This window comes from Arthrobacter sp. 10T419 (genome assembly GCF_056394105.1).
Map to the genome: position 1 here is coordinate 1 of NZ_JBFTHF010000009.1, position 19462 is coordinate 19462.

Sequence of the window (19462 nt, forward strand, 5' to 3'; positions counted from 1 at the left end):
GGGGAGTGCTCCTTGGAAATAGCTCAATGGGTGTCCCGTCCCCGCCGCCCTGGTAGGGGCTGACACTTTCCTGCGGGTCCGGCTTGGTCTGTCAGGAGTACTTCGGCAACACCCGCCCTCCCGGATGGGTCCCCACCGAACCGACACCAACCCGTTACACAACGGGTGCACCGACGTTGATGATCCCGCACCGCCGGCACCGCCACGTTGACCGACCCGGAGCCCACCGGCCGGACGATCCCCGTCAAGGGCAGCCGGCCAGCGTCCAGTCATGCCGTTGGCAGCGAGCCCGGCCATGAAGGAGTAGGCAGAGCCACCGCCGCCCGAAACCACGAGAAGGAGCCACTCGGCCACAGCAGCCGCCCCCAACAAAAATAGGCCCCCGAAGGGACCTAACAGTGAAACAGTTTGTACACACTCAGCGGCCCACAAGCCCCTGAACAGCGAAAACACTGTGCCCGAGGTGGGACTCGAAACGGGTTCCAGGCCTTGAATTCCCGGCACTCCCCCGCAAACATCGCCAACCCGGCCCACTCCGGCAGCAGTACGACCCGATCCGAAGCCCAGGGTGTGCACATTGTGCACACCCCCTCTTTTGCCCACTTCAGCGCAACCAGGCTGCTAAAGCGGCAGTCCGCGCGGGGCAGTTGCGGCTTGAACGCGATTTCGCTCCGATTTGAAGAGTAGGCCACCGGAACCGGACCGGGCTCGAACAAGCACAGCACTACGGCGCGGCCCTCATGCTGGAAATCAATGAAGATCACGGCGGCGGGTTCCTCCTTTTCGACATCACCGCCCGCTCCGGCACGGACTGGACAGAAAACGACCTACGCGGGTTTGGCCCGAGGACACCCGGACGTTCTCACTGTCGCCGTCGTATCCGGCGCTCTCCACCACGGTGGTCCAAGGGCATCGGCGCCGGTAAGATCCTGGAATTCAGGGCCCCGACAACGTGGCGCATGAACTCTTCGCCCCTGCCTGAGATGTGTTCGACCTGAGGCGTGTTGGATGCGCTGCCCAACCGCGTATCGCTGTGCCGTCGAGCCTTTCGCCAGATGACCTCTGACCAGATATGTTGCACCGCCCCTTACAGTGAAGTCATGCTGCACTCAACCCGGCAAGGCTCCGGTAAGCCACTCCTCCTGATCCATGGGCTCGGTTCCAGTATTGGTAACTGGAACCCGATAATCCCGGCGCTGGCCGCTGAACGCGATGTCATCGCCGTCGACCTCCCCGGTTGCGGCGAATCCGCGCCGCTAACCGGAGAAACCACCATTGCCACGCTGACCGATGCCGTCGAAGCCTTTATCCGCGACGGGGAACTGGGTGACCTTGATCTGGTAGGCAGCTCCATGGGCGCCCGGATGGTGTTGGAAATGGCACGGCGAGGGCACGCTGGCACCACGATCGCACTGGACCCTGGTGGATTCTGGAATGACCGCCAGGCAGCGATCTTTGGAGCAAGCATCAAGGCATCCGTCGCACTGGTGCGCCGTATCCAACCGGCGCTCCCCTTCCTCACGGGCAACCCCGTTGGCCGCACGGCCCTGTTGGCTCAGTTCTCCGCCCACCCATGGAAGCTGCCGCAGGATCTGGTCCTGCATGAACTTCGCGGGTTCAAGACATCGACCAGTCTGGACCCTGCCCTCAACGCGCTGATTCACGGACCCCGCCAGGAAGGCGCACCGGCCGGTTCACTCAAGGGAAAAGTGGTCATTGGATGGGGGCGGAAGGACAAGGTCACCGCTCCCAGTGAGGCGGCGCGGGCCATGGAGCTGTTCCCGGATGCAACGCTCCACTGGTTCGAAAACTGCGGTCACTTCCCGCACTGGGACCAACCAACGGAAGCGGCGCGCCTGATCCTCGATAGCACCGCCTGAGCTGCGGCTGAGCGCCGGGGCGGAGCCATTATGTTTGAGTTGGCTTCCGAAAGGTGGAACCTGCGACGGCTGGGGATGACGCCCCAGTCTCGGGAGGCATCGACGCCGCCGTGCACTAACGAGAGGCTGTCCGAGGATCCTGTTAGCGTTGCAACCATGACGACACATCAGATCACCCTTGGTGCGATCAACCTGGAGGCTCAGAATCCAGCCACGCTTGCCGATTTTTGGGCGTCCGTGACCGGCGCCTTGCCCTCACCGGGCGGCGACAGCGTCTACCTGCCATCTGCGGGTCCCGGAGGGTTCGCAATGTTCTTCCAACCCATGACCGGTCCTCGCCCCGAGCACCAAACGTTCCACCTAGATCTGACCGTGCCCTGGGGGTCACGACAGGCCGAGGTCAGACGCCTCCTCGACCTCGGTGCCACTTACCAGTGGGACGTCCTTGACGAATTCCCACACGTGCAGTGGACCACTCTTGCTGACCGGGAGGGGAACCTCTTCTGCGTGGCCGAACACCCACCCACAGACCAACAGGGTTTGTGACCCGACCCAAGTCAAGCATCGGCTGTGTGGGAGGCTCCGCCAACGGGGCGCCACGAAAACACCCAAAGACTCTGATCGTCTGCGCGCTCTTAAGCTCCCACAGCTGGATCAATTCGGACTATCCACGGCTGAAGATGGGTGTGCGGTCCGGACGCCGTGGCTCGGTTTTCGTCGCTCACCATCGTCACAGCGTGGAGCCAGTTTCAGCTTCCCGTGCAGGGCCAGAAATATTCGACAGAACAGGCAAGAAACCGTTCGAGCCGCATCTGCCCGCTCTCAACACAACCCGGTACGACAAAGACAGATCCGGAAATCTTGCCATGAACAGTCGTGACCGGAATTAGTGCAAACGAGCCGAGGCGACTCCGCTCGCCCAGCCAGCATCAGGTCATGCAGTTCAAGACCCTCCCCGCCATGAACAGATAACCAGCCACACCGCTGCCCAAACCCAGGAGAAGGCACAGCCACCAACAAAAAAAGCCCCCGAGGGGGTCCATCAGTGAACAGTTTGTGCACGTTCAGTGACCCGCAGGCCACTGAACAGGGAAAACACGTGCCCGAGGTGGGACTCGAACCCACACACCTTTCGATACCGCATTTTGAGTGCGGCGCGTCTGCCAATTCCGCCACTCGGGCGCGGAGTACACCGGCTGTCATATTCGCTTGCTCGATGGTGCTGTGAGCAACGCGATCGCTTCCGGTGCGCGAAATTACTCTACATGCAGATAGGCTGAATTCCAGAATCGCGCCAGTGACGCCGCATCGATCCCTACCGGCCCCCAGTACACCCGCGGACGTGCCTCAGATGGTCCAGTTCCCGCCGTACCTTTCCAAGGAGTACCCGTGTCAGAACAGACGGAGTCAACCCCCACCTCCCAGCCGGCGCGCCGCGTCGTCGTCGCCGAGGATGAGACCCTCATCCGGCTGGACATCATCGAGATCCTGCGTGGCGAGGGCTACGACGTCGTCGGCGAGGCGGACAACGGCGAGAAGGCCGTACAGCTCGCGGAAGAGCTCAAGCCCGACCTCGTCCTGATGGACGTCAAGATGCCCGTCATGGACGGCATCTCCGCGGCCGAGAAGATCGTCAAGGCCCGGATCGCGCCGGTCGTGCTGCTCACCGCGTTCAGCCAGAAGGAACTCGTGGAGCGGGCCCGCGACGCCGGCGCCATGGCCTACGTGGTGAAGCCCTTCACCCCGGCCGACCTGATCCCGGCCCTGGAGATCGCACTGTCCCGGCACGAGGAAATCAAGGCCCTCGAAAGCGAGGTGAGCGACCTGCAGGAGCAGTTCGCCACCCGCAAGCTCGTGGAGCGCGCCAAGAGCCTCCTGACCACCAAGATGGGCCTGACGGAGCCGGAAGCGTTCCGCTGGATCCAGAAGACATCCATGGACCGCCGCCTCAGCATGCGCGAGGTCGCCGAAACCATCATCAACCAGGTCAACTAGCCGCTAACAAACAGACAGACAAAAGGGAGGGCCCCGCCGCTGAATGCCAGCGGCGGAGCCCTCCCTTTGGTGTATCTGGAGAAGAACTAGATCTTGGTGTTCTTCTTCTTCTTTTCCGGCCAGGGGCCGAGCTTGTCCTTGGTGACGGCGTTCTCGCCGTGGCTGCCGGCGTCGGCCAGGTCGCCTACCTTGTGGACCTTCAGCATGTTCGTGGAACCGGCCTTTCCGGGAGGCGAACCGGCCGCAATGACCACCATGTCGCCGTCCTCGACGAGATCCATCTCGAGCAGGTTGCGGTCCACCTGGGCGGTCATCTCGTCGGTGTGGCCCACCATCGGGACCAGTACCGGCTGGATGCCCCAGGTCAGCGCGAGCTGGTTCCAGACGTGCTCCACCGGGGTGAAGGCAAAGACCGGGCGGATCGGCCGCAGCCGCGACAGGCGTCGTGCGGAGTCGCCGGACTGGGTGAAAGTACAGATGTACTTTGCTTCCAGCTGGTCGGCGATCTCGACGGCGGCACGGGTGATGGCGCCGCCGCGGGTCTTGGGCTTGGTGCCCAGCGGGGGGACGCGTTCCAGGCCGTGGACCTCGGTGGATTCGATGATCCGGGCCATGGTCTTGACGGTCTCGATCGGGAACTTGCCCACGCTGGTCTCGCCCGAGAGCATGACGGCATCCGCGCCGTCGAGCACGGCGTTGGCGCAGTCGGAGGCCTCGGCGCGGGTCGGGCGCGGGTTGTCGATCATGGATTCGAGCACCTGGGTGGCCACGATGACGGGCTTGGCCCAGCGGCGGGCCAGTTCGACGGCGCGCTTCTGCACGATCGGCACTTCCTCGAGCGGCAGCTCCACACCGAGGTCGCCACGGGCCACCATGATGGCGTCGAAGGCGTCGATGATCTCCGGGAGCTGGTCCACGGCCTGCGGCTTTTCGATCTTGGCGATCACCGGCACGCGGCGGCCTTCTTCGTCCATGATTTCGTGGACGCGCTTGATGTCCGAGGCGTCGCGGACGAAGGAGAGGGCCACCATGTCCACGCCGCGGCGCATGGCCCAGCGGAGGTCGTCCTCGTCCTTTTCGCTCAGCGCGGGCACGTTGACGGCCACGCCGGGCAGGTTGATGCCCTTGTTGTTGGACACGTAGCCGCCGACAACCACCTGGGCGACGACTTTGACGTCGTCCACCTCGATGGCGCGCAGCGCCACCTTGCCGTCGTCGATCAGCAGCGAGTCGCCGGGGTTTACGTCCTCGGTGAGGCTCTTCAGCGTCGTGGAGCAGATGTCCTTGGTGCCCGGGACGTCCTCGGTGGTGATCGTGAAGGTGTCACCGACGGCCAGCAGGTGCGGTCCGTCAACGAAGCGGCCGAGGCGGATCTTCGGGCCCTGCAGGTCGGCCATGATGGCGACGGCCTTGCCGAGCTGGCCGGCGGCCTTGCGGACGTTCTCGTAGGTGTTGTCGTGCACGGAGTAATCTCCGTGGCTCATGTTCATGCGGGCCACGTCGACCCCGGCTTCCAGCACGGCAAGCGTGTTCTCGAAGCTCGCGATCGCCGGTCCGAAGGTGGCCACAATTTTAGCGCGTCTCATATACCTACCCTAGTTGTCTCTTGGTTGTTTTAAGTTGTTGCGGTGATGAACGGCCGGTGCCCGGTCCGGACCCGGCAGGGTCCGGACCGGGTTACAGGACGGCGATCGCCCGGTCGGTCGGCGCAACTGGCGCCGGGAGAATGGTGCTGCCCATCAGGAATTTGTCCACCGCGGCGGCGCAGGCGCGGCCCTCGGCGATTGCCCAGACGATCAGGGACTGACCGCGACCGGCGTCTCCGGCGACGAAGACCCCTTCCGTGTTGGTCATGTAGTAACCGTCCCGGGCCACGTTCCCGCGGCCGTCGAACTCGGCGTGCACCTGCTCGGTGATCCCGGCGGGTTCGGCGCCGGTGAAGCCCAGGGACAGGAAAACGAGGTCCGCCGGGATGATCCGTTCGGTGCCGGCCTTCGGCAGGCGCTTGCCGTCGACGAATTCAGTCTCGGCAACCTTCACGCCGGTCAGCTTGCCGTTCTCGCCGACAAATTCCACGGTGGAGGCGAGGTAGGTACGTTCGCCGCCCTCCTCGTGCGCGCTGGCCACCTCGAATAGGGTGGGGAACGTCGGCCAGGGCTGGTGCGCGGCCCGCTCGGCGGACGGCTGCTTGCCGATCGCCAGCGTGGTCACGGACGCTGCCTGGTGCCGGTGTGCGGTGCCGAGGCAGTCCGCGCCGGTGTCGCCGCCGCCGAGGATCACAACGTGCTTGCCGGCGGCGTTGATCTGGTTTTCCACCGTCTCGCCGGCCACCACGCGGTTGGCCGGGACGAGGTAATCCATCGCGAAGTGCACGCCCTCAAGGTCCCGGCCCGGGATGGGCAGGTCCCGCGGCACGGTCGCGCCGGTGGCGACCACGACGGCGTCGTAGCGCCGGCGCAGCTGCTCCCAGGTCACATCGGTGCCGACGGCGACGCCGGTCCGGAAGCGGGTGCCTTCGGCCTTCATCTGGTCCAGGCGGCGGTCCACGTGCTCTTTTTCCATCTTGAAGTCGGGGATGCCGTAGCGGAGCAGGCCACCGATCTTGTCGTCGCGCTCATACACGGCGACGGTGTGGCCCACCCGGGTCAGCTGCTGCGCGACGGCGAGCCCGGCGGGGCCGGAACCGACGACGGCGACCGTCTTGCCGGAGAGGCGTGCCGGCGGCAGCGGGTTGACCCAGCCCTTGTCGAAGGCCTGGTCCACGATGGAAACCTCGACCTGCTTGATGGTCACGGCGGGCTGGTTGATGCCCAGCACGCAGGAGGCCTCGCAGGGTGCCGGGCAGAGCCGGCCGGTGAACTCGGGGAAGTTGTTGGTGGCGTGCAGCCGCTCCATCGCTTCCTCGCCCTTGTCCCGCCAGATGAGGTCGTTCCACTCCGGGATGAGGTTGCCCAGCGGGCAGCCCTGGTGGCAGAACGGGACACCGCAGTCCATGCAGCGGCCGGCCTGGCTCTTCAGGACGCCCTTCTCCTGGGCTTCGTAAACCTCTTTCCAGTCCATGATGCGGACCGGGACGGGACGGCGCGGCTGTGTTTCACGCTGGCGTACTTTCAGAAATCCGCGTGGATCAGCCACCGGTCACCTCCAGGATTCGAGACCAAACTTCTTCGCCGTCGGGGTCCAGGCCCTCTTCGATGGCGTCAAGACGGGTTTGCAGCACGGCCGCGTAGTCGCGCGGCAGCACCTTGGTAATGCGGGCCGCGGTGTCGTCGAAGTTCTCGAGCAGCCGGGCCGCGTGCTGCGACTCGGTCTCCTCGAGGTGCTTGACCAGCAGTCCGTGGACGATTTCGCGGTCTTCGGCGTCGAGTTCGCGCAGCTGCAGCTCGCCGGCGTCGAGGGCCTGCTTGTTGACCCGTTCGGTCTGCAGGTCCAGGACGTAGGCGGTGCCGCCGGACATGCCGGCGCCGAAGTTGCGGCCGGTGCGGCCGATGATGAGCGCCTGGCCGCCGGTCATGTACTCGCAGCCGTGGTCGCCGATGCCTTCGACCACCGCGGTGGCGCCGGAGTTGCGCACCATGAAGCGCTCCCCCACCTGCCCGCGCAGGAACAACTCGCCGCTCGTGGCGCCGTATCCGATCACGTTGCCGGCGATCACGTTCCGCTCCGCCGGGAACACGTTGGTGCGGTCCGGGCGGACGATGATGCGGCCTCCGGAAAGACCCTTGCCGACGTAGTCGTTGGAGTCGCCGAACATCCGGAGAGTGATGCCGGCCGGCAGGAACGCGCCGAGCGACTGTCCGGCGGTGCCGGTCAGCGTGATGTCGATCGTGTCGGTGGCGAGCACGTCGGTGCTGAAGGTCTTGGTGACCACGTGGCCGAGCATGGTGCCCACGGACCGGTCCGTGTTGATCACGTCGACGGCGATTTTCACCGGGGTCCGGTCGCTGAGGGCCTCGGCGGCCATCGCGATCAGTCGCTGGTCGAAGTGCTTGTCCAGCTCGTGGTTCTGGCCCGTGAGGTTGCGCAGCGGCGCATCGTCGTCGAACTCCAGTCCGTGCAGGATGGGGTCCAGGTCCAGCCCTTCGGCCTTCCAGTGGCTGATCGCCTCGCGGGTGTCGAGCATTTCGGCGTGGCCGATCGCTTCCTCGAGGCTCCGGAAGCCGAGTTCGGCCAGAATCTCGCGGACTTCCTCGGCGAGGAATTCGAAGAAGTTGACCACGAATTCGGGCTTGCCGGTGAAGCGTGAGCGCAGCTCGGGGTTCTGCGTCGCGACGCCCACCGGACAGGTGTCCAGGTGGCAGACGCGCATCATGATGCAGCCGGAGACCACCAGCGGCGCGGTGGCGAAACCGAACTCCTCGCCGCCGAGCAGCGCGGCGATCACGACGTCGCGGCCGGTCTTGAGCTGACCGTCCACCTGCACCACCACGCGGTCGCGCAGGCCGTTGAGCATCAGGGTCTGCTGGGTCTCGGCGAGGCCGAGTTCCCACGGCACGCCGGCGTGCTTAAGCGAGTTCAGCGGCGAGGCGCCGGTGCCGCCGTCGTGGCCGGAAACCAGCACGACGTCGGCCTTGGCCTTGGTGACGCCGGCCGCGACCGTGCCGATGCCGACCTCGGAGACCAACTTGACGTGCACCCGCGCCGAGGGGTTGGCGCGCTTGGCATCGTAGATCAGCTGCGCGAGGTCCTCGATCGAGTAGATGTCGTGGTGCGGCGGCGGGGAGATGAGCCCGACGCCGGGTGTGGAGTGCCGGGTCCGGGCCACCCAGGGGTAGACCTTCTGGGCCATCAGCTGGCCGCCTTCGCCGGGCTTTGCACCCTGTGCCATCTTGATCTGGATGTCGTCGGCGTTAGTCAGGTAGAGGCTGGTGACGCCGAAGCGGCCCGAGGCGATCTGCTTGACGGCCGAGCGCCGGGTCGGATCCAGGAGCCGGTCCACGTCCTCGCCGCCTTCCCCGGTGTTGGACTTGCCGCCGAGCCGGTTCATCGCGATGGCCAGCGTCTCGTGGGCTTCCTGCGAGATGGAGCCGTAGCTCATGGCGCCGGTGGAGAACCGCTTGACGATGCTGGAGACGGACTCCACTTCCTCGAGCGGGACCGCGGGGCGCAGGCCGGCCTTGAACTTCAGCAGCCCGCGCAGGGTCATCAGGTTCTCGGACTGGTCGTCAACGCCGCGGGTGTAGGCCTTGAAGATGTCGTAGCGGCGTTCACGCGTGGCGTGCTGCAGCCGGAACACCGTCTCGGGGTTGAACAGGTGCGGTTCGCCGTCGCGGCGCCACTGGTACTCGCCGCCGCCCAGCAGGGGCTGGTGCGGCTGTTCGATGCCGTTTTCCGGGTACGCCATCCGGTGCCGCGCAGCGACCTCCGCGGCGATGACGTCGAGGCCGACGCCGCCGAGCTGGGAGTGGGTGCCGGAGAAGTATTCGTCCACCAGGTCCTGGCCGAGGCCGAGGGCTTCAAAGGTCTGGGCGCCGGTGTAGGACGCGACCGTGGAGATGCCCATCTTGGACATGATCTTCAGGACGCCCTTGCCGAGGCCCTTGATCAGGTTGTAGACGCCGTCCTGCGGGGTGACGCCGGTGACGTCTCCGGAACTGATGAGCTGCTCCACGGATTCCATCGCCAGGTACGGGTTCACCGCAGAGGCGCCATAGCCGATCAGCACGGCGACGTGGTGTGTTTCGCGGACGTCGCCGGCCTCGACCACGAGCGCCGTCTTGGTGCGGTTGGCGCTGCGCAGCAGGTGGTGGTGCACGGCGCTGACCAGCAGCAGGGACGGGATCGGCGCCCACTGGGCGTTGGAGTCGCGGTCCGAGAGCACGACGTACTGGACGCCGCGGTTGATGGCGCCGGAAACCTGCTCGCAGATTTCGGTCAGCCGGGCGCGCAGGGCGTTCTCGCCGCCGTCGGGGCGATAGAGGCCGCGCACCTTCATGGCGACCCGGTCGCCGTCGGCGTTCTCGATGTTCGCGATCTTGGCGAGCTGGTCGTTGTTGATCACGGGGAACGGCAGCGAGACCTGCGGCTGGCGGACCTGCTTGGTGTCCAGCAGGTTGCCGTTGGGGCCGATCGCGCAGGTCAGGGACGTGACCAGTTCCTCGCGGATGGCGTCCAGCGGCGGGTTGGTGACCTGCGCGAAGGACTGCACGAAGTAGTCGAAGAGCAGCCGGGGCCGCTTGGAGAGCACGGCCACCGGGGTGTCCGACCCCATGGCGCCGAGGGGTTCGGCGCCGGTCCGCGCCATCGGGCCGAGCAGGATCTTCAGTTCCTCGGTGGTGTAGCCGAAGGTGCGCTGGCGGATGTTGACCGAGGCGGCGGTGTGCACCACGTGCTCGCGTTCGGGCAGGTCCTTGAGGTCGATCAGGTTGTCCTTGAGCCACTCGGCCCAGGGGTTGGCCGCGGCCACCTCGGCCTTGACCTCGGCGTCGTCGATAATCCGGCCGGCTTCGGTGTCCACGAGGAACATCTTGCCCGGCGAAACGCGGCCCTTCTTGACCACCTTGGAGGGTTCGACGTCGATCACGCCGACCTCGGAGGCGAAGACGACGAGGCCGTCCTCGGTGATCCAGTACCGTCCCGGGCGCAGCCCGTTGCGGTCCAGGGTGGCGCCGACGAGGTTGCCGTCGGTGAAGGACACGGCGGCGGGACCGTCCCAGGGCTCCATCAGCAGCGAGTGGTACTCGTAGAACGCGCGCCGGGCGGGATCCATCGTGGCGTGGTTTTCCCAGGCCTCGGGGATCATCATCATGATCGAGTGCGTGATGGGCCGGCCGGAGAGCCAGAGCAGTTCGGCGACCTCGTCGAAGGAGGCCGAATCCGAGGCGCCCGGGGTGCAGATCGGGTACAGCTCTTCCGGGCTGTCCCCCAGCAGCGGATTGGCAAGCTGCGACTGGCGGGCGCGCATCCAGTTCCGGTTGCCCTTGACCGTGTTGATTTCGCCGTTGTGGGCGATGGTGCGGAACGGCTGGGCCAGCGGCCAGGACGGGAAGGTGTTGGTAGAGAAGCGCGAGTGGACGATCGCAAGCTTGGTCTTGAAGCGCTTGTCCGAGAGGTCCGGGTAGAACGGCTCCAGCTGGGCGGTGGTGAGCATGCCCTTGTAGACGATGGTCCGGGAGGACAGCGAGGGGAAGTACACGCCGTACTTGTTTTGGGCGCGCTTGCGGATCCGCCAGGCCCGGGAGTCGAGTTCGTTGCGGGAGAGCGTCTCGCCGGTGCTGGAAGCGAAGAAGGGCTGCGCGAAGTACGGCATGCAGGCCCGGGCCATGGCTCCGACGAGGTCGGCCACGATCGGGACTTCACGCCAGCCCAGGACGGTGAGGCCTTCGTCGGCCGCGAGACCCTCAATGCCTGCCTTGGCGGCATCGGATTCGCGCTGTTCGGCCGGCAGGAACGCGGTGCCCACAACGTACTGCCCGACGGCGGGGAGTTCGAAGTCGGTAACTGCACGGAAGAACTCGTCCGGGACCTGCATGAGGAGGCCGGCGCCGTCGCCGGTTCCTTCATCGGCGCCGACGGCACCGCGGTGCTCAAGGTTGCGCAGGGCGGTCAGTGCGGCATCGACGATGTCGTAGCCAGGCTCGCCGCGCAGGGTGGCGATGATGGCCAGCCCGCAGGCGTCCTTCTCCTGCTCCGGGTTGTAAAGCCCGGCAGCTTCGGGCAGCGCCGCAAAACGCTTGAACGGTGAGACCGCCGTAGTGGGCTGTTCCGGACCGGACCAGCTGGGGCTATGCAGGGTTTGGGTCATGGGAGACGTCCTTCCTCCTGATCGTGCGTATGGGAGGGACAACATTGGCCCGAATCGGTGCGCCGGTGTGACGGGCACAACAACGTGATTTTCCTACTCGAATTGTAGGCCAGCGCCGCTTGCTGTACGAACAGTTACGCGGGCCGCCGACCTGGGTTTGCATAGCGCGCAGCTGTCTGCTGCCTGCTCAATCGTACAAACCCTGTCGCCACGACGCTGTGGACTCGGACCCAGCCGGCGATCGCCCTGCAGCCCGATTGCCGGAGCTGAGTTACTTGGTGCTGTCAGCGTCCGGTGCGGTCCCGGTGGCCCGGCGGCCGGATACTCCGGTTGCCGGTTCTCCGGTGGCGGGCATGGTGCCGCCGGTGGATTCTCCGGCCGCCGCAGCTGAGGCTGAGGCGCGGTCCGGACCGCTCTGGTTCTCCCGGAGATTATCACGCGATTCAGTATCTGAGACAGCAGAGTCCGAATGGCGGATGGTTCCGCGGTCGGCCGGGACCGTCGCCGGCTCCCGGGGTTCGCCGGGTTCCGTCGCCGGCTCGGGCCCGACGGCGGCGTCGGCGGTCTCGTCGTCAGCCTTCTTGTCGGCTTCTTCGTCGGCGGCGTCCCTGTCGCTGCCTGTCGTCTCGTGGTCTGTCGTCTCGACGCCGGCCGTCTCGTCCTCGGCGTCCCCGGCAAGCGCCGCGGACTCGGGCTCGCGTCCCGGCAGGTACGGGGTGTCCGGCACGTCGCGCTTGCGCAGTCCGAGGACGATGAAGACCACCAGGGCGGCGAGCAGGACGAAGATGCTGGTCCAGACATTGAGCCGGGTGGTGATGCCGAAGAGGTTGATCTGTTCGGCGTCGTCGATCCGCATGGCCTCGATCCAGACGCGGCCCAGCGTGTAGTAGATGGCATAGAGCCAGAACAGCCGGCCGCGGCGGAACGCGAACTTGCGGTCCAGCGCGAGCAGCAGGGCCACTCCGACGAGGTTCCACACGGATTCGTAGAGGAAAGTCGGGTGGAACAGCGTGTCGGCGGGCATCCCGGCCGGGAAGTTGGGGCTGTCGGCGTCGACCTGGAGGCCCCACGGCAGGGTGGTCGGGCCGCCGAAGAGCTCCTGATTGAAGTAGTTGCCCCAGCGGCCGATCGCCTGGGCGAGCAGCAGGCCGGGGGCCGCGGCGTCAACGAAGGCGCTGAGCTTGACGCCGGCCCGGCGGCAGCCGATCCAGGCGCCGACGGCACCCAGCACCACGGCACCCCAGATGCCGAGTCCGCCGCGCTGGATCTGCGGGATCAGGGACAGGTCGCCGGTGCCGTCGAAGCCCGGGCCGAAATAGGCGTCCGGCGAGGACACCACGTGATAGAGCCGGCCGCCGATGATGCCGAAGGGGATCGCCCAGATGGCAATGTCCCAGACGCTGCCCTCGGGCGCACCGCGGCGCGCCCAGCGCACCGACGTCAGCCAGAGGCCGGCGATGATGCCGGCCAGGATGCACAGCGCGTAGGCGTGGATGCGCAGGGACCCCCAGGGCAGCGGGATATCGAAGCCGGACCAGTCCGGGCTCGGAATGCTCGCGGGAACCATCGCTGCCGCGTGGAGGACTGGCTGCATTGCTTACGCTTCTTCCTTGGTGAGGCCGGTGCTGAGCTCTTTCGTCAAGGACGCTACAGCATCGACGCCGCCCTCACCGATCGCCGCGACGAGGGCCGTGCCGACGATTACTCCGTCCGCGTAGGCGGCGATCTCGCGGACGTGGCCCGCGTTCGAGACGCCCAGGCCGACGCAGACGCGCTCGGCGCCCGCCGCGCGCGCTGCGGCCACGACGTCCTTGGCAGCGGAACTGACCGAGGTGCGGGCGCCGGTGACGCCCATGATGGAGACGGCGTAGACGAAGCCGCGGCTTGCGTCGACCGTGCGCTTCATCCGTTCCGGCGAGGAGGACGGCGCCACGAGGAACACCCGGTCCAGGCCGTACCTGTCCGAGGCGGCCATCCATTCCGCCGCCTCGTCCGGGATCAGGTCCGGCGTGATCAGCCCGGCTCCCCCGGCGTCCGCCAGGCGGCGGGAGAACTCGTCCACGCCCATCCGGACCACGGGGTTCCAGTAGGTCATGACCAGGACGGCCGCGTCGGTCTTGCTCGTGATGCCGCGCACGACGTCGAACACCTGGCCGACGTGGAAGCCCTTGGCGAGGGCCTCCGTGGTGGCGGCCTGGATGACCTGGCCGTCCATCACCGGATCCGAATACGGGATGCCGATTTCGATCAGGTCGGCGCCGTTTTCGGCCAAGGCGATGCCCGCGGCGATGGTGTCCTCGACGCTCGGGTAGCCAGCGGGCAGGTAGCCGATGAGGGCGGCACGGCCCTGGGCCCGGGCGCGGTCGATGGCCGCCGCGGACTTGCTGGCGGGCTGCTGCTTGCCTTCTGCTCTGTTTTCGGCGGTGCTCACAGCTGCTCCCCCTCCTGGGCGATCTCGTGTTCGGGTGAATCCTTGTCCAGCAGGTCGAACCATTCCGCGGCGGTGGCCACGTCCTTGTCGCCGCGGCCGGAGAGATTCACGAGGACGATCTTTTCTGACGCATCGCCAGCCTCCGCGGCGAGCCGCTGGCCGATCTTGATCGCGCCGGCCAGGGCGTGCGCGGACTCGATGGCCGGGATGATGCCCTCGGTCCGGCAAAGCAGCCGGAAGGCCTCCATGGCTTCGCTGTCCGTGATGGGCTCGTAGCTGACCCGGCCGATGTCGGCGAGGTAGGAGTGCTCGGGTCCGACGCCCGGGTAGTCCAGGCCAGCCGAGATGGAGTGCGACTCGATGGTCTGGCCGTCGTCGTCCTGCATGAGGTAGGACCGGGCGCCATGCAGCACGCCGGGCTTGCCCAGCGTGATGGTGGCCGCGTGGCGACCCGTTTCGACGCCTTCGCCGCCGGCTTCGAAGCCGTAGATCTTCACCGAGGGGTCATCCAGGAAGCCGTGGAAGATGCCGATGGCGTTGGAGCCGCCGCCGATGCAGGCGCAGACGGCGTCCGGCAGCCGGCCGGTCTGTTCCAGGATCTGGGCGCGGGCCTCCTCGCCGATGACCTCGTGGAAGTACCGGACCATGGCCGGGAACGGGTGCGCCCCGGCCGCGGTTCCGAGCAGGTAGTGCGTGTTGTCCACGTTCGCGACCCAGTCGCGGAGGGCCTCGTTGATGGCGTCCTTGAGCGTCTGCGATCCGTTGGTCACCGGGATGACGGTGGCCCCGAGCAGCTCCATCCGGGCAACGTTGAGGGCCTGCCGACGGCAGTCCTCGGCGCCCATGTAGACCACGCACTCCAGGCCCAGCAGGGCGGCGGCGGTGGCACTGGCCACGCCGTGCTGGCCGGCTCCGGTCTCGGCGATCACACGGGTCTTGCCCATCCGCTTGGCCAACAGCGCCTGGCCCAGCACGTTGTTGATCTTGTGCGAGCCGGTATGGTTCAGGTCCTCGCGCTTGAGGAAGATGCGGACTCCCCCGGCGTGCTCGGCGAAGCGCTTGGCTTCGGTGAGCAGCGAGGGACGGCCGGAGTAGTTCTTGTTCAGCTCCGCGATCTGGGCGGTGAACTCGGGATCAGCCTTGGCCTTCTCGAAGGTATCCTCGAGTTCGTCCAGGGCGGCGATGAGGGACTCGGGCATCCAGCGGCCGCCGTACGAGCCGAAGTAGGGTCCGGGGGCGTGGCGCAGGGAGGGTGCACCCTGCGGTCCGTCCTCGTCCGGGCGCTTGCCCTCCAGGAACGCATCCACGGGGCTTTCATCTGAGCCGGCTGTTGGCGCATCGACCATCAGTCTCACCATCCTGTTCCACTGCTAACTAGATCTTCGGTGCCGCACGGAAGCACCGCGGGGTCCGGCCGGGGGCCGGGCCGGACCGCGGGTCAGGAGCGTGCGGCGATTTCTTCGGCGCCGGCGGCCATGAATTCGGCGATCCGCTCGCGCGGGGTCGCATGGCTGACCAGCGCCTCGCCCACCAGGACCGCATTGGCGCCGTTTGCCGCGTAGTGCCGGACGTCATCCACGCCGCGGACACCGGATTCGCCGACCACGAGCGCGCCGGCGGGGATGCCGGCGGCGAGATCCGCAAAGACGGAGCGGTCGACGTCGAGCGTCTTGAGATTGCGGACGTTGACTCCGATGATTCTCGCGCCCGCGGCAACGGCTCGTTCAACTTCGCCGGGCGTGTGGGTCTCCACGAGCACGTTCATGCCCAGCTCACGGCTGAGCGCACTGTACTCGCCCAGCTGCGCATCGGTCAGCGAGGCGACGATCAGCAGGATCAGGTCGGCTCCGTGGGCACGGGCCTCCCAGATCTGGTACTCGTCGACCATGAAGTCCTTGCGCAGCAACGGGATGTCCACGGCCGCCCGGACGGCGTCCAGGTCGGCGAGGGAGCCGTTGAAGCGCCGCTGTTCGGTGAGGACGCTGATCACGGCGGCGCCGCCGTCGGCGTACTGCACGGCGAGCGAGGCCGGGTCCGCAATGCTCGCGAGATCGCCCTTGGAGGGGCTGCGCCGCTTGATCTCGGCAATCACCTTGAGCTGGGTCCGGTCCGAGGGCCCGCCCAGGGCGGCCCAGGCGTCACGCGCCGGGGCGGCCGCCGCGGCACGCTCCTTCAGCTCGGCGAGCGTGACGAGGCGCTGGCGGGCCTCCATATCCTCCCTGACACCGGCATTGATGTCATCGAGAACAGTCACTCTTAGTGGCCGGAGTTCTTCAGCTTGCTGCCGCCGACGCCATAACCGGCTTTGCGCATCACGAAGCCCACCACGAGGCCGATCAGCATGACGACCGCACCGGCGACGAAGATCGGGGTGTTGGCGACGACGAACGCGATGGCCGCGATGAGGGCGCCGACCAGCATGATGATCACGGTGGTCCAGGCCGCCGGGCTGTTGCCGTGGCCGGTCGGCTCGCTGTGGTCGACGCCGTCGTAGATGCCGGTGCCGGCAGCGGGCTGGGATGCGGAAACAGGGGCTTTGCTCATGGAAATCTCCTCAGGATCAATACTGCTTACATTCTGCCATTTATTGACAGTGGTGTTTGCCGCGTTACCGGCCGCGCTGCGGGGTGCGGGCTCAGGTGGGGTCGTCGCCGCGGGAGAGCCGGTCCCAGCTGTCGATCTCATCGGCCGGCTGCGCGGGGTCCGAAGCGCCTGCGCTGGCGGCCGCGTCGTACTTCGTGCGGCTCTTCCAGTACCGTCCGGCAGGGACGATGGCGAGGGCGCCGAGGCCCAGCAGCGACCCGGCAACGACGGCGAGCACGGGGAATGCGGTGAGGGCCACCTGGACGTTGCTGCCGCTGATGCCGGTGGCGGCGGCGATGGAACCCTGCGCCGCGGCCAGCGGGTCGGCCAGCACGGTTGCCGCCGCGGCAACGATCCCTGCGGAGGCGAGCAGGATGATCGCCGTGATGACCCAGCGGGCGATGCGCCCGGCAATGGAGGCGGCGAGGCCTCCCGCGAGGGCGACAAGGGCGAGGGCCGTCACCGTGGTGGCGGCCTTGCTGCCCTGGACCTGCAGGCCGTTCTGGCTGCTAACGCCCTGACCCAGCTGGCTGGGGTCCAGCTGCACGGTCAGCCAGGTCTGCGTGGTGGTGCCGAAGACCGCCAGCGCAAGTGCGGCAATCACCAGCACCAGGGTGGATTTCCGGGCCCAGCGCGGGACGGCCGGGCTGGTGCTCTTGACCATGGCGGGGCCGGTCATGGCTGCTCCGTCCCGGCACTGGGCACGGTGTCGGCCGTGATGTTGCGCAGCGACTGGGCCGTGTGGACGGCCCGCATCGGGGCGGCGGCCTTGTTGATGGTTTCGATCGCCTCGGTGGCGTTGACTGAATCGGCCACGATCCCGCCGCCGGCCTGCACGTAGGCGCGGCCTTCGCGGAGCAGGGCGGAACGGATGGCGATCGCCATGTCCATGTCGCCGGCGAAGTCGAGGTAGCCCACCACACCGCCGTAGATGCCGCGGCGGTGCGGCTCCAGCTCGTCCAGGAGCCGCAGCGCACGGGGTTTGGGCGCTCCGGACAGGGTGCCGGCCGGGAAGGTGGCCTTCAGCACGTCGTAGGCCGTCGCGGTCGGGGCGAGCCTGCCCACCACAGTGGACACCAGGTGCATGATGTGGCTGAACCGCTCCACCTCCATGAACTGCGTGACGTCCACGGTTCCGGCCACGCAGACCTTGGAGAGGTCGTTGCGGGACAGGTCCACCAGCATGAGGTGTTCGGCGCGTTCCTTCTGGTCCGCGAGCAGCTCCTCGGCGAAGGCCTTGTCCGCTTCAACCGTCTTGCCACGCGGCCGGGACCCGGCGATCGGGTGCGTGATGACTTCCTCCCCGGTGACTGTCACGAGGGCCTCCGGGGAGGAGCCCACGATCGAGTACTGGCGGCCGGCGGCGTCCTCGAGGCTGAAGATGTACATGTACGGGCTGGGGTTGGTGTTGCGCAGGACCCGGTAGACGTCCAGCGGATCGGCTCCGCACTCCATTTCGAAGCGGCGCGAAATCACCACCTGGAACACTTCGCCGTCGACGATCGCTTCCTTGCCACGGTCCAGGGCGGCCAGGTAATCGTTTTCATCCCAGCGCTCCTGCACGCTCGAGGCGAAGTCCAGGGCTGCGGGCTGGAGTACGGAGACGGGCTGCTCCGTCGGGGTGCTGATCTTTGCCAGCAGGTCCTTCACCCGGGCGACGGCGTCGTGCCAGGCCTCGTCGACGCGTTCGGAGCTGTTGTCGAAATTGATCGCGTTGGCGATCAGCAGCACCGTGCCGTCCATGTTGTCGTGCACGGCCATGTCCGTCACGAGGTTCAGCGCCATTTCCGGAAGCTGCAGGTCGTCTTCCGGCGGGCTGGTGAGCTTTTCCCAGTGCCGGACGGTTTCCCAGCCGAGGAAGCCGACGAGGCCGGAGGTAAAGGGCGGCAGTCCTTCGAAACGTTCGGTGTGCAGGGCACGGACGGTGTCCCGGATGGCATCGACCGGGCTGCCGTCCAGCGGCACGCCGACGGGCGGCTCGCCGAGCCAGTGCGCCTGCCCGTCCTTGGTGGTCAGCGTGGCACGGGACCGCGCGCCGATGAAGGAGTAACGGGACCAGGCGCCGCCCACTGCGGCGGACTCCAGCAGGAACGTCCCGGGCTGGCCCTGGGCGAGCTTGCGGTACAGCCCGATCGGCGTTTCGGCGTCAGCCAGCACCTTGAGCCGGACGGGGATGACACGGCTGTGGCCGGCGAGTTCCCGGAACTCGTCCAGGCTGGGGCTGATGATTCCAAGGTCCTGCATGGCTGCGTTTTTCCGCCTGTTCTCTTGGTCTAAAGCTTGCGAGGTGCCCGCGGCCTGCGCCGCGGTGCGCCGGTCAGTCGGCCTGGCCGACGACGGCGTCCAGCGCCCGTCCGTCGAAGCAGGTCCGGGTCCCGGTGTGGCAGGCGGCGCCGACCTGGTCGACCCGGACCAGCAGGGCGTCGCCGTCGCAGTCCAGAGCGAGCGACTTGACCCACTGCACGTGGCCGGAAGTGTCGCCCTTGCGCCAGTACTCCTGCCGGGAGCGGGAGTAGAAGGTGACCCGCCCGCTGGTCATCGTGCGGTGCAGCGCCTCGTCGTCCATCCAGCCCAGCATGAGCACCTCGCTGGTGTCGAACTGCTGGACGATCGCGGCCACCAGGCCGGCGCTGTCCCGCTTGAGAGACGCCGCGAGACCCGCGGGGAGCGGGCCGGCGTCGTGCGCCGAATCGGGGACGGCAGAACCCGGCGCGGCGGAAACCGGGACGGAATTTTCCGGGGCGTTTAGCTGGTCGTCGACCGGGACGGGGGCGGGGGCGGGCTGCTCAGACATCAGCTCAAGTCTAGTGCCTCCGCGCCCGCCGCTGC

General features: G+C 67.2%; 14 protein-coding genes and 1 tRNA gene. 3 read left to right on the forward strand and 12 right to left on the reverse strand.

The annotated features are described in order from the left end of the window. Positions 1–1100: 1100 nt before the first annotated feature. Positions 1101–1880 (forward strand): alpha/beta fold hydrolase, encoded by a 780-nt coding sequence (locus AC1DBD_RS14345; RefSeq protein ID WP_476892685.1) that lies wholly within the window; start codon positions 1101–1103, stop codon positions 1878–1880. A gap of 156 nt (positions 1881–2036) precedes the next feature. Next, on the forward strand, positions 2037–2426 hold the full coding sequence (locus AC1DBD_RS14350) for a VOC family protein (RefSeq protein WP_138769518.1): 390 nt from the start codon (positions 2037–2039) through the stop codon (positions 2424–2426). A 554-nt stretch (positions 2427–2980) separates the two neighbouring features. Here the strand turns inward: AC1DBD_RS14350 and AC1DBD_RS14355 are convergent. Further along, positions 2981–3062: transfer RNA gene (locus AC1DBD_RS14355), tRNA-Leu, on the reverse strand. A 207-nt stretch (positions 3063–3269) separates the two neighbouring features. On the opposite strand from AC1DBD_RS14355, the gene AC1DBD_RS14360 reads away from it, so the two are divergent. Then, the gene (locus AC1DBD_RS14360; protein WP_056739732.1) at positions 3270–3875 is read left to right on the forward strand and encodes an ANTAR domain-containing response regulator; all 606 of its coding nucleotides are present in this window, start codon (positions 3270–3272) and stop codon (positions 3873–3875) included. 86 nt (positions 3876–3961) lie between these two features. On the opposite strand, the gene pyk is transcribed toward AC1DBD_RS14360, so the two are convergent. The 11 genes from pyk to hisI form a co-directional block, all read right to left on the reverse strand. After that, the gene (pyk, locus tag AC1DBD_RS14365; protein WP_476892686.1) at positions 3962–5461 is read right to left on the reverse strand and encodes a pyruvate kinase; all 1500 of its coding nucleotides are present in this window, start codon (positions 5459–5461) and stop codon (positions 3962–3964) included. 91 nt (positions 5462–5552) lie between these two features. After that, on the reverse strand, positions 5553–7010 hold the full coding sequence (locus tag AC1DBD_RS14370; RefSeq protein WP_175321726.1) for a glutamate synthase subunit beta: 1458 nt from the start codon (positions 7008–7010) through the stop codon (positions 5553–5555). Beyond that, positions 7003–11619: a glutamate synthase large subunit gene (gene gltB, locus AC1DBD_RS14375; RefSeq protein ID WP_476982367.1), complete on the reverse strand. Its 4617-nt coding sequence runs from the start codon at positions 11617–11619 to the stop codon at positions 7003–7005. The genes AC1DBD_RS14370 and gltB overlap by 8 nt, the downstream gene beginning before the upstream one ends. Positions 11620–11890: 271 nt before the next feature. Further along, on the reverse strand, positions 11891–13213 hold the full coding sequence (lgt, locus tag AC1DBD_RS14380; protein WP_476982368.1) for a prolipoprotein diacylglyceryl transferase: 1323 nt from the start codon (positions 13211–13213) through the stop codon (positions 11891–11893). A gap of 3 nt (positions 13214–13216) precedes the next feature. Next, positions 13217–14050 carry a tryptophan synthase subunit alpha gene (gene trpA, locus AC1DBD_RS14385; protein ID WP_476892689.1) on the reverse strand — a complete coding sequence of 278 codons (834 nt, stop codon included), beginning with the start codon at positions 14048–14050 and terminating at the stop codon, positions 13217–13219. After that, positions 14047–15396: a tryptophan synthase subunit beta gene (gene trpB, locus AC1DBD_RS14390; protein WP_441418782.1), complete on the reverse strand. Its 1350-nt coding sequence runs from the start codon at positions 15394–15396 to the stop codon at positions 14047–14049. Before trpB ends, trpA begins: the two co-directional genes overlap by 4 nt. Before the next feature lie 92 nt (positions 15397–15488). Continuing rightward, positions 15489–16304, reverse strand: a complete 816-nt coding sequence (gene trpC, locus AC1DBD_RS14395) for an indole-3-glycerol phosphate synthase TrpC (RefSeq protein ID WP_476926233.1) — start codon at positions 16302–16304, stop codon at positions 15489–15491. 2 nt (positions 16305–16306) lie between these two features. Next, complete coding sequence (locus AC1DBD_RS14400; protein WP_476926234.1) at positions 16307–16594, reverse strand: HGxxPAAW family protein; 288 nt, start codon at positions 16592–16594, stop codon at positions 16307–16309. Between the two features lie 91 nt (positions 16595–16685). Beyond that, entirely contained in the window at positions 16686–17312 is a 627-nt protein-coding gene (locus AC1DBD_RS14405; RefSeq protein ID WP_476892691.1) for a Trp biosynthesis-associated membrane protein, read from the reverse strand. Further along, on the reverse strand, positions 17309–18877 hold the full coding sequence (locus AC1DBD_RS14410) for an anthranilate synthase component I (RefSeq protein ID WP_476892692.1): 1569 nt from the start codon (positions 18875–18877) through the stop codon (positions 17309–17311). Before AC1DBD_RS14410 ends, AC1DBD_RS14405 begins: the two co-directional genes overlap by 4 nt. Before the next feature lie 73 nt (positions 18878–18950). Then, positions 18951–19427 (reverse strand): phosphoribosyl-AMP cyclohydrolase, encoded by a 477-nt coding sequence (gene hisI / locus AC1DBD_RS14415; RefSeq protein ID WP_476909549.1) that lies wholly within the window; start codon positions 19425–19427, stop codon positions 18951–18953. Positions 19428–19462: the final 35 nt, after the last annotated feature.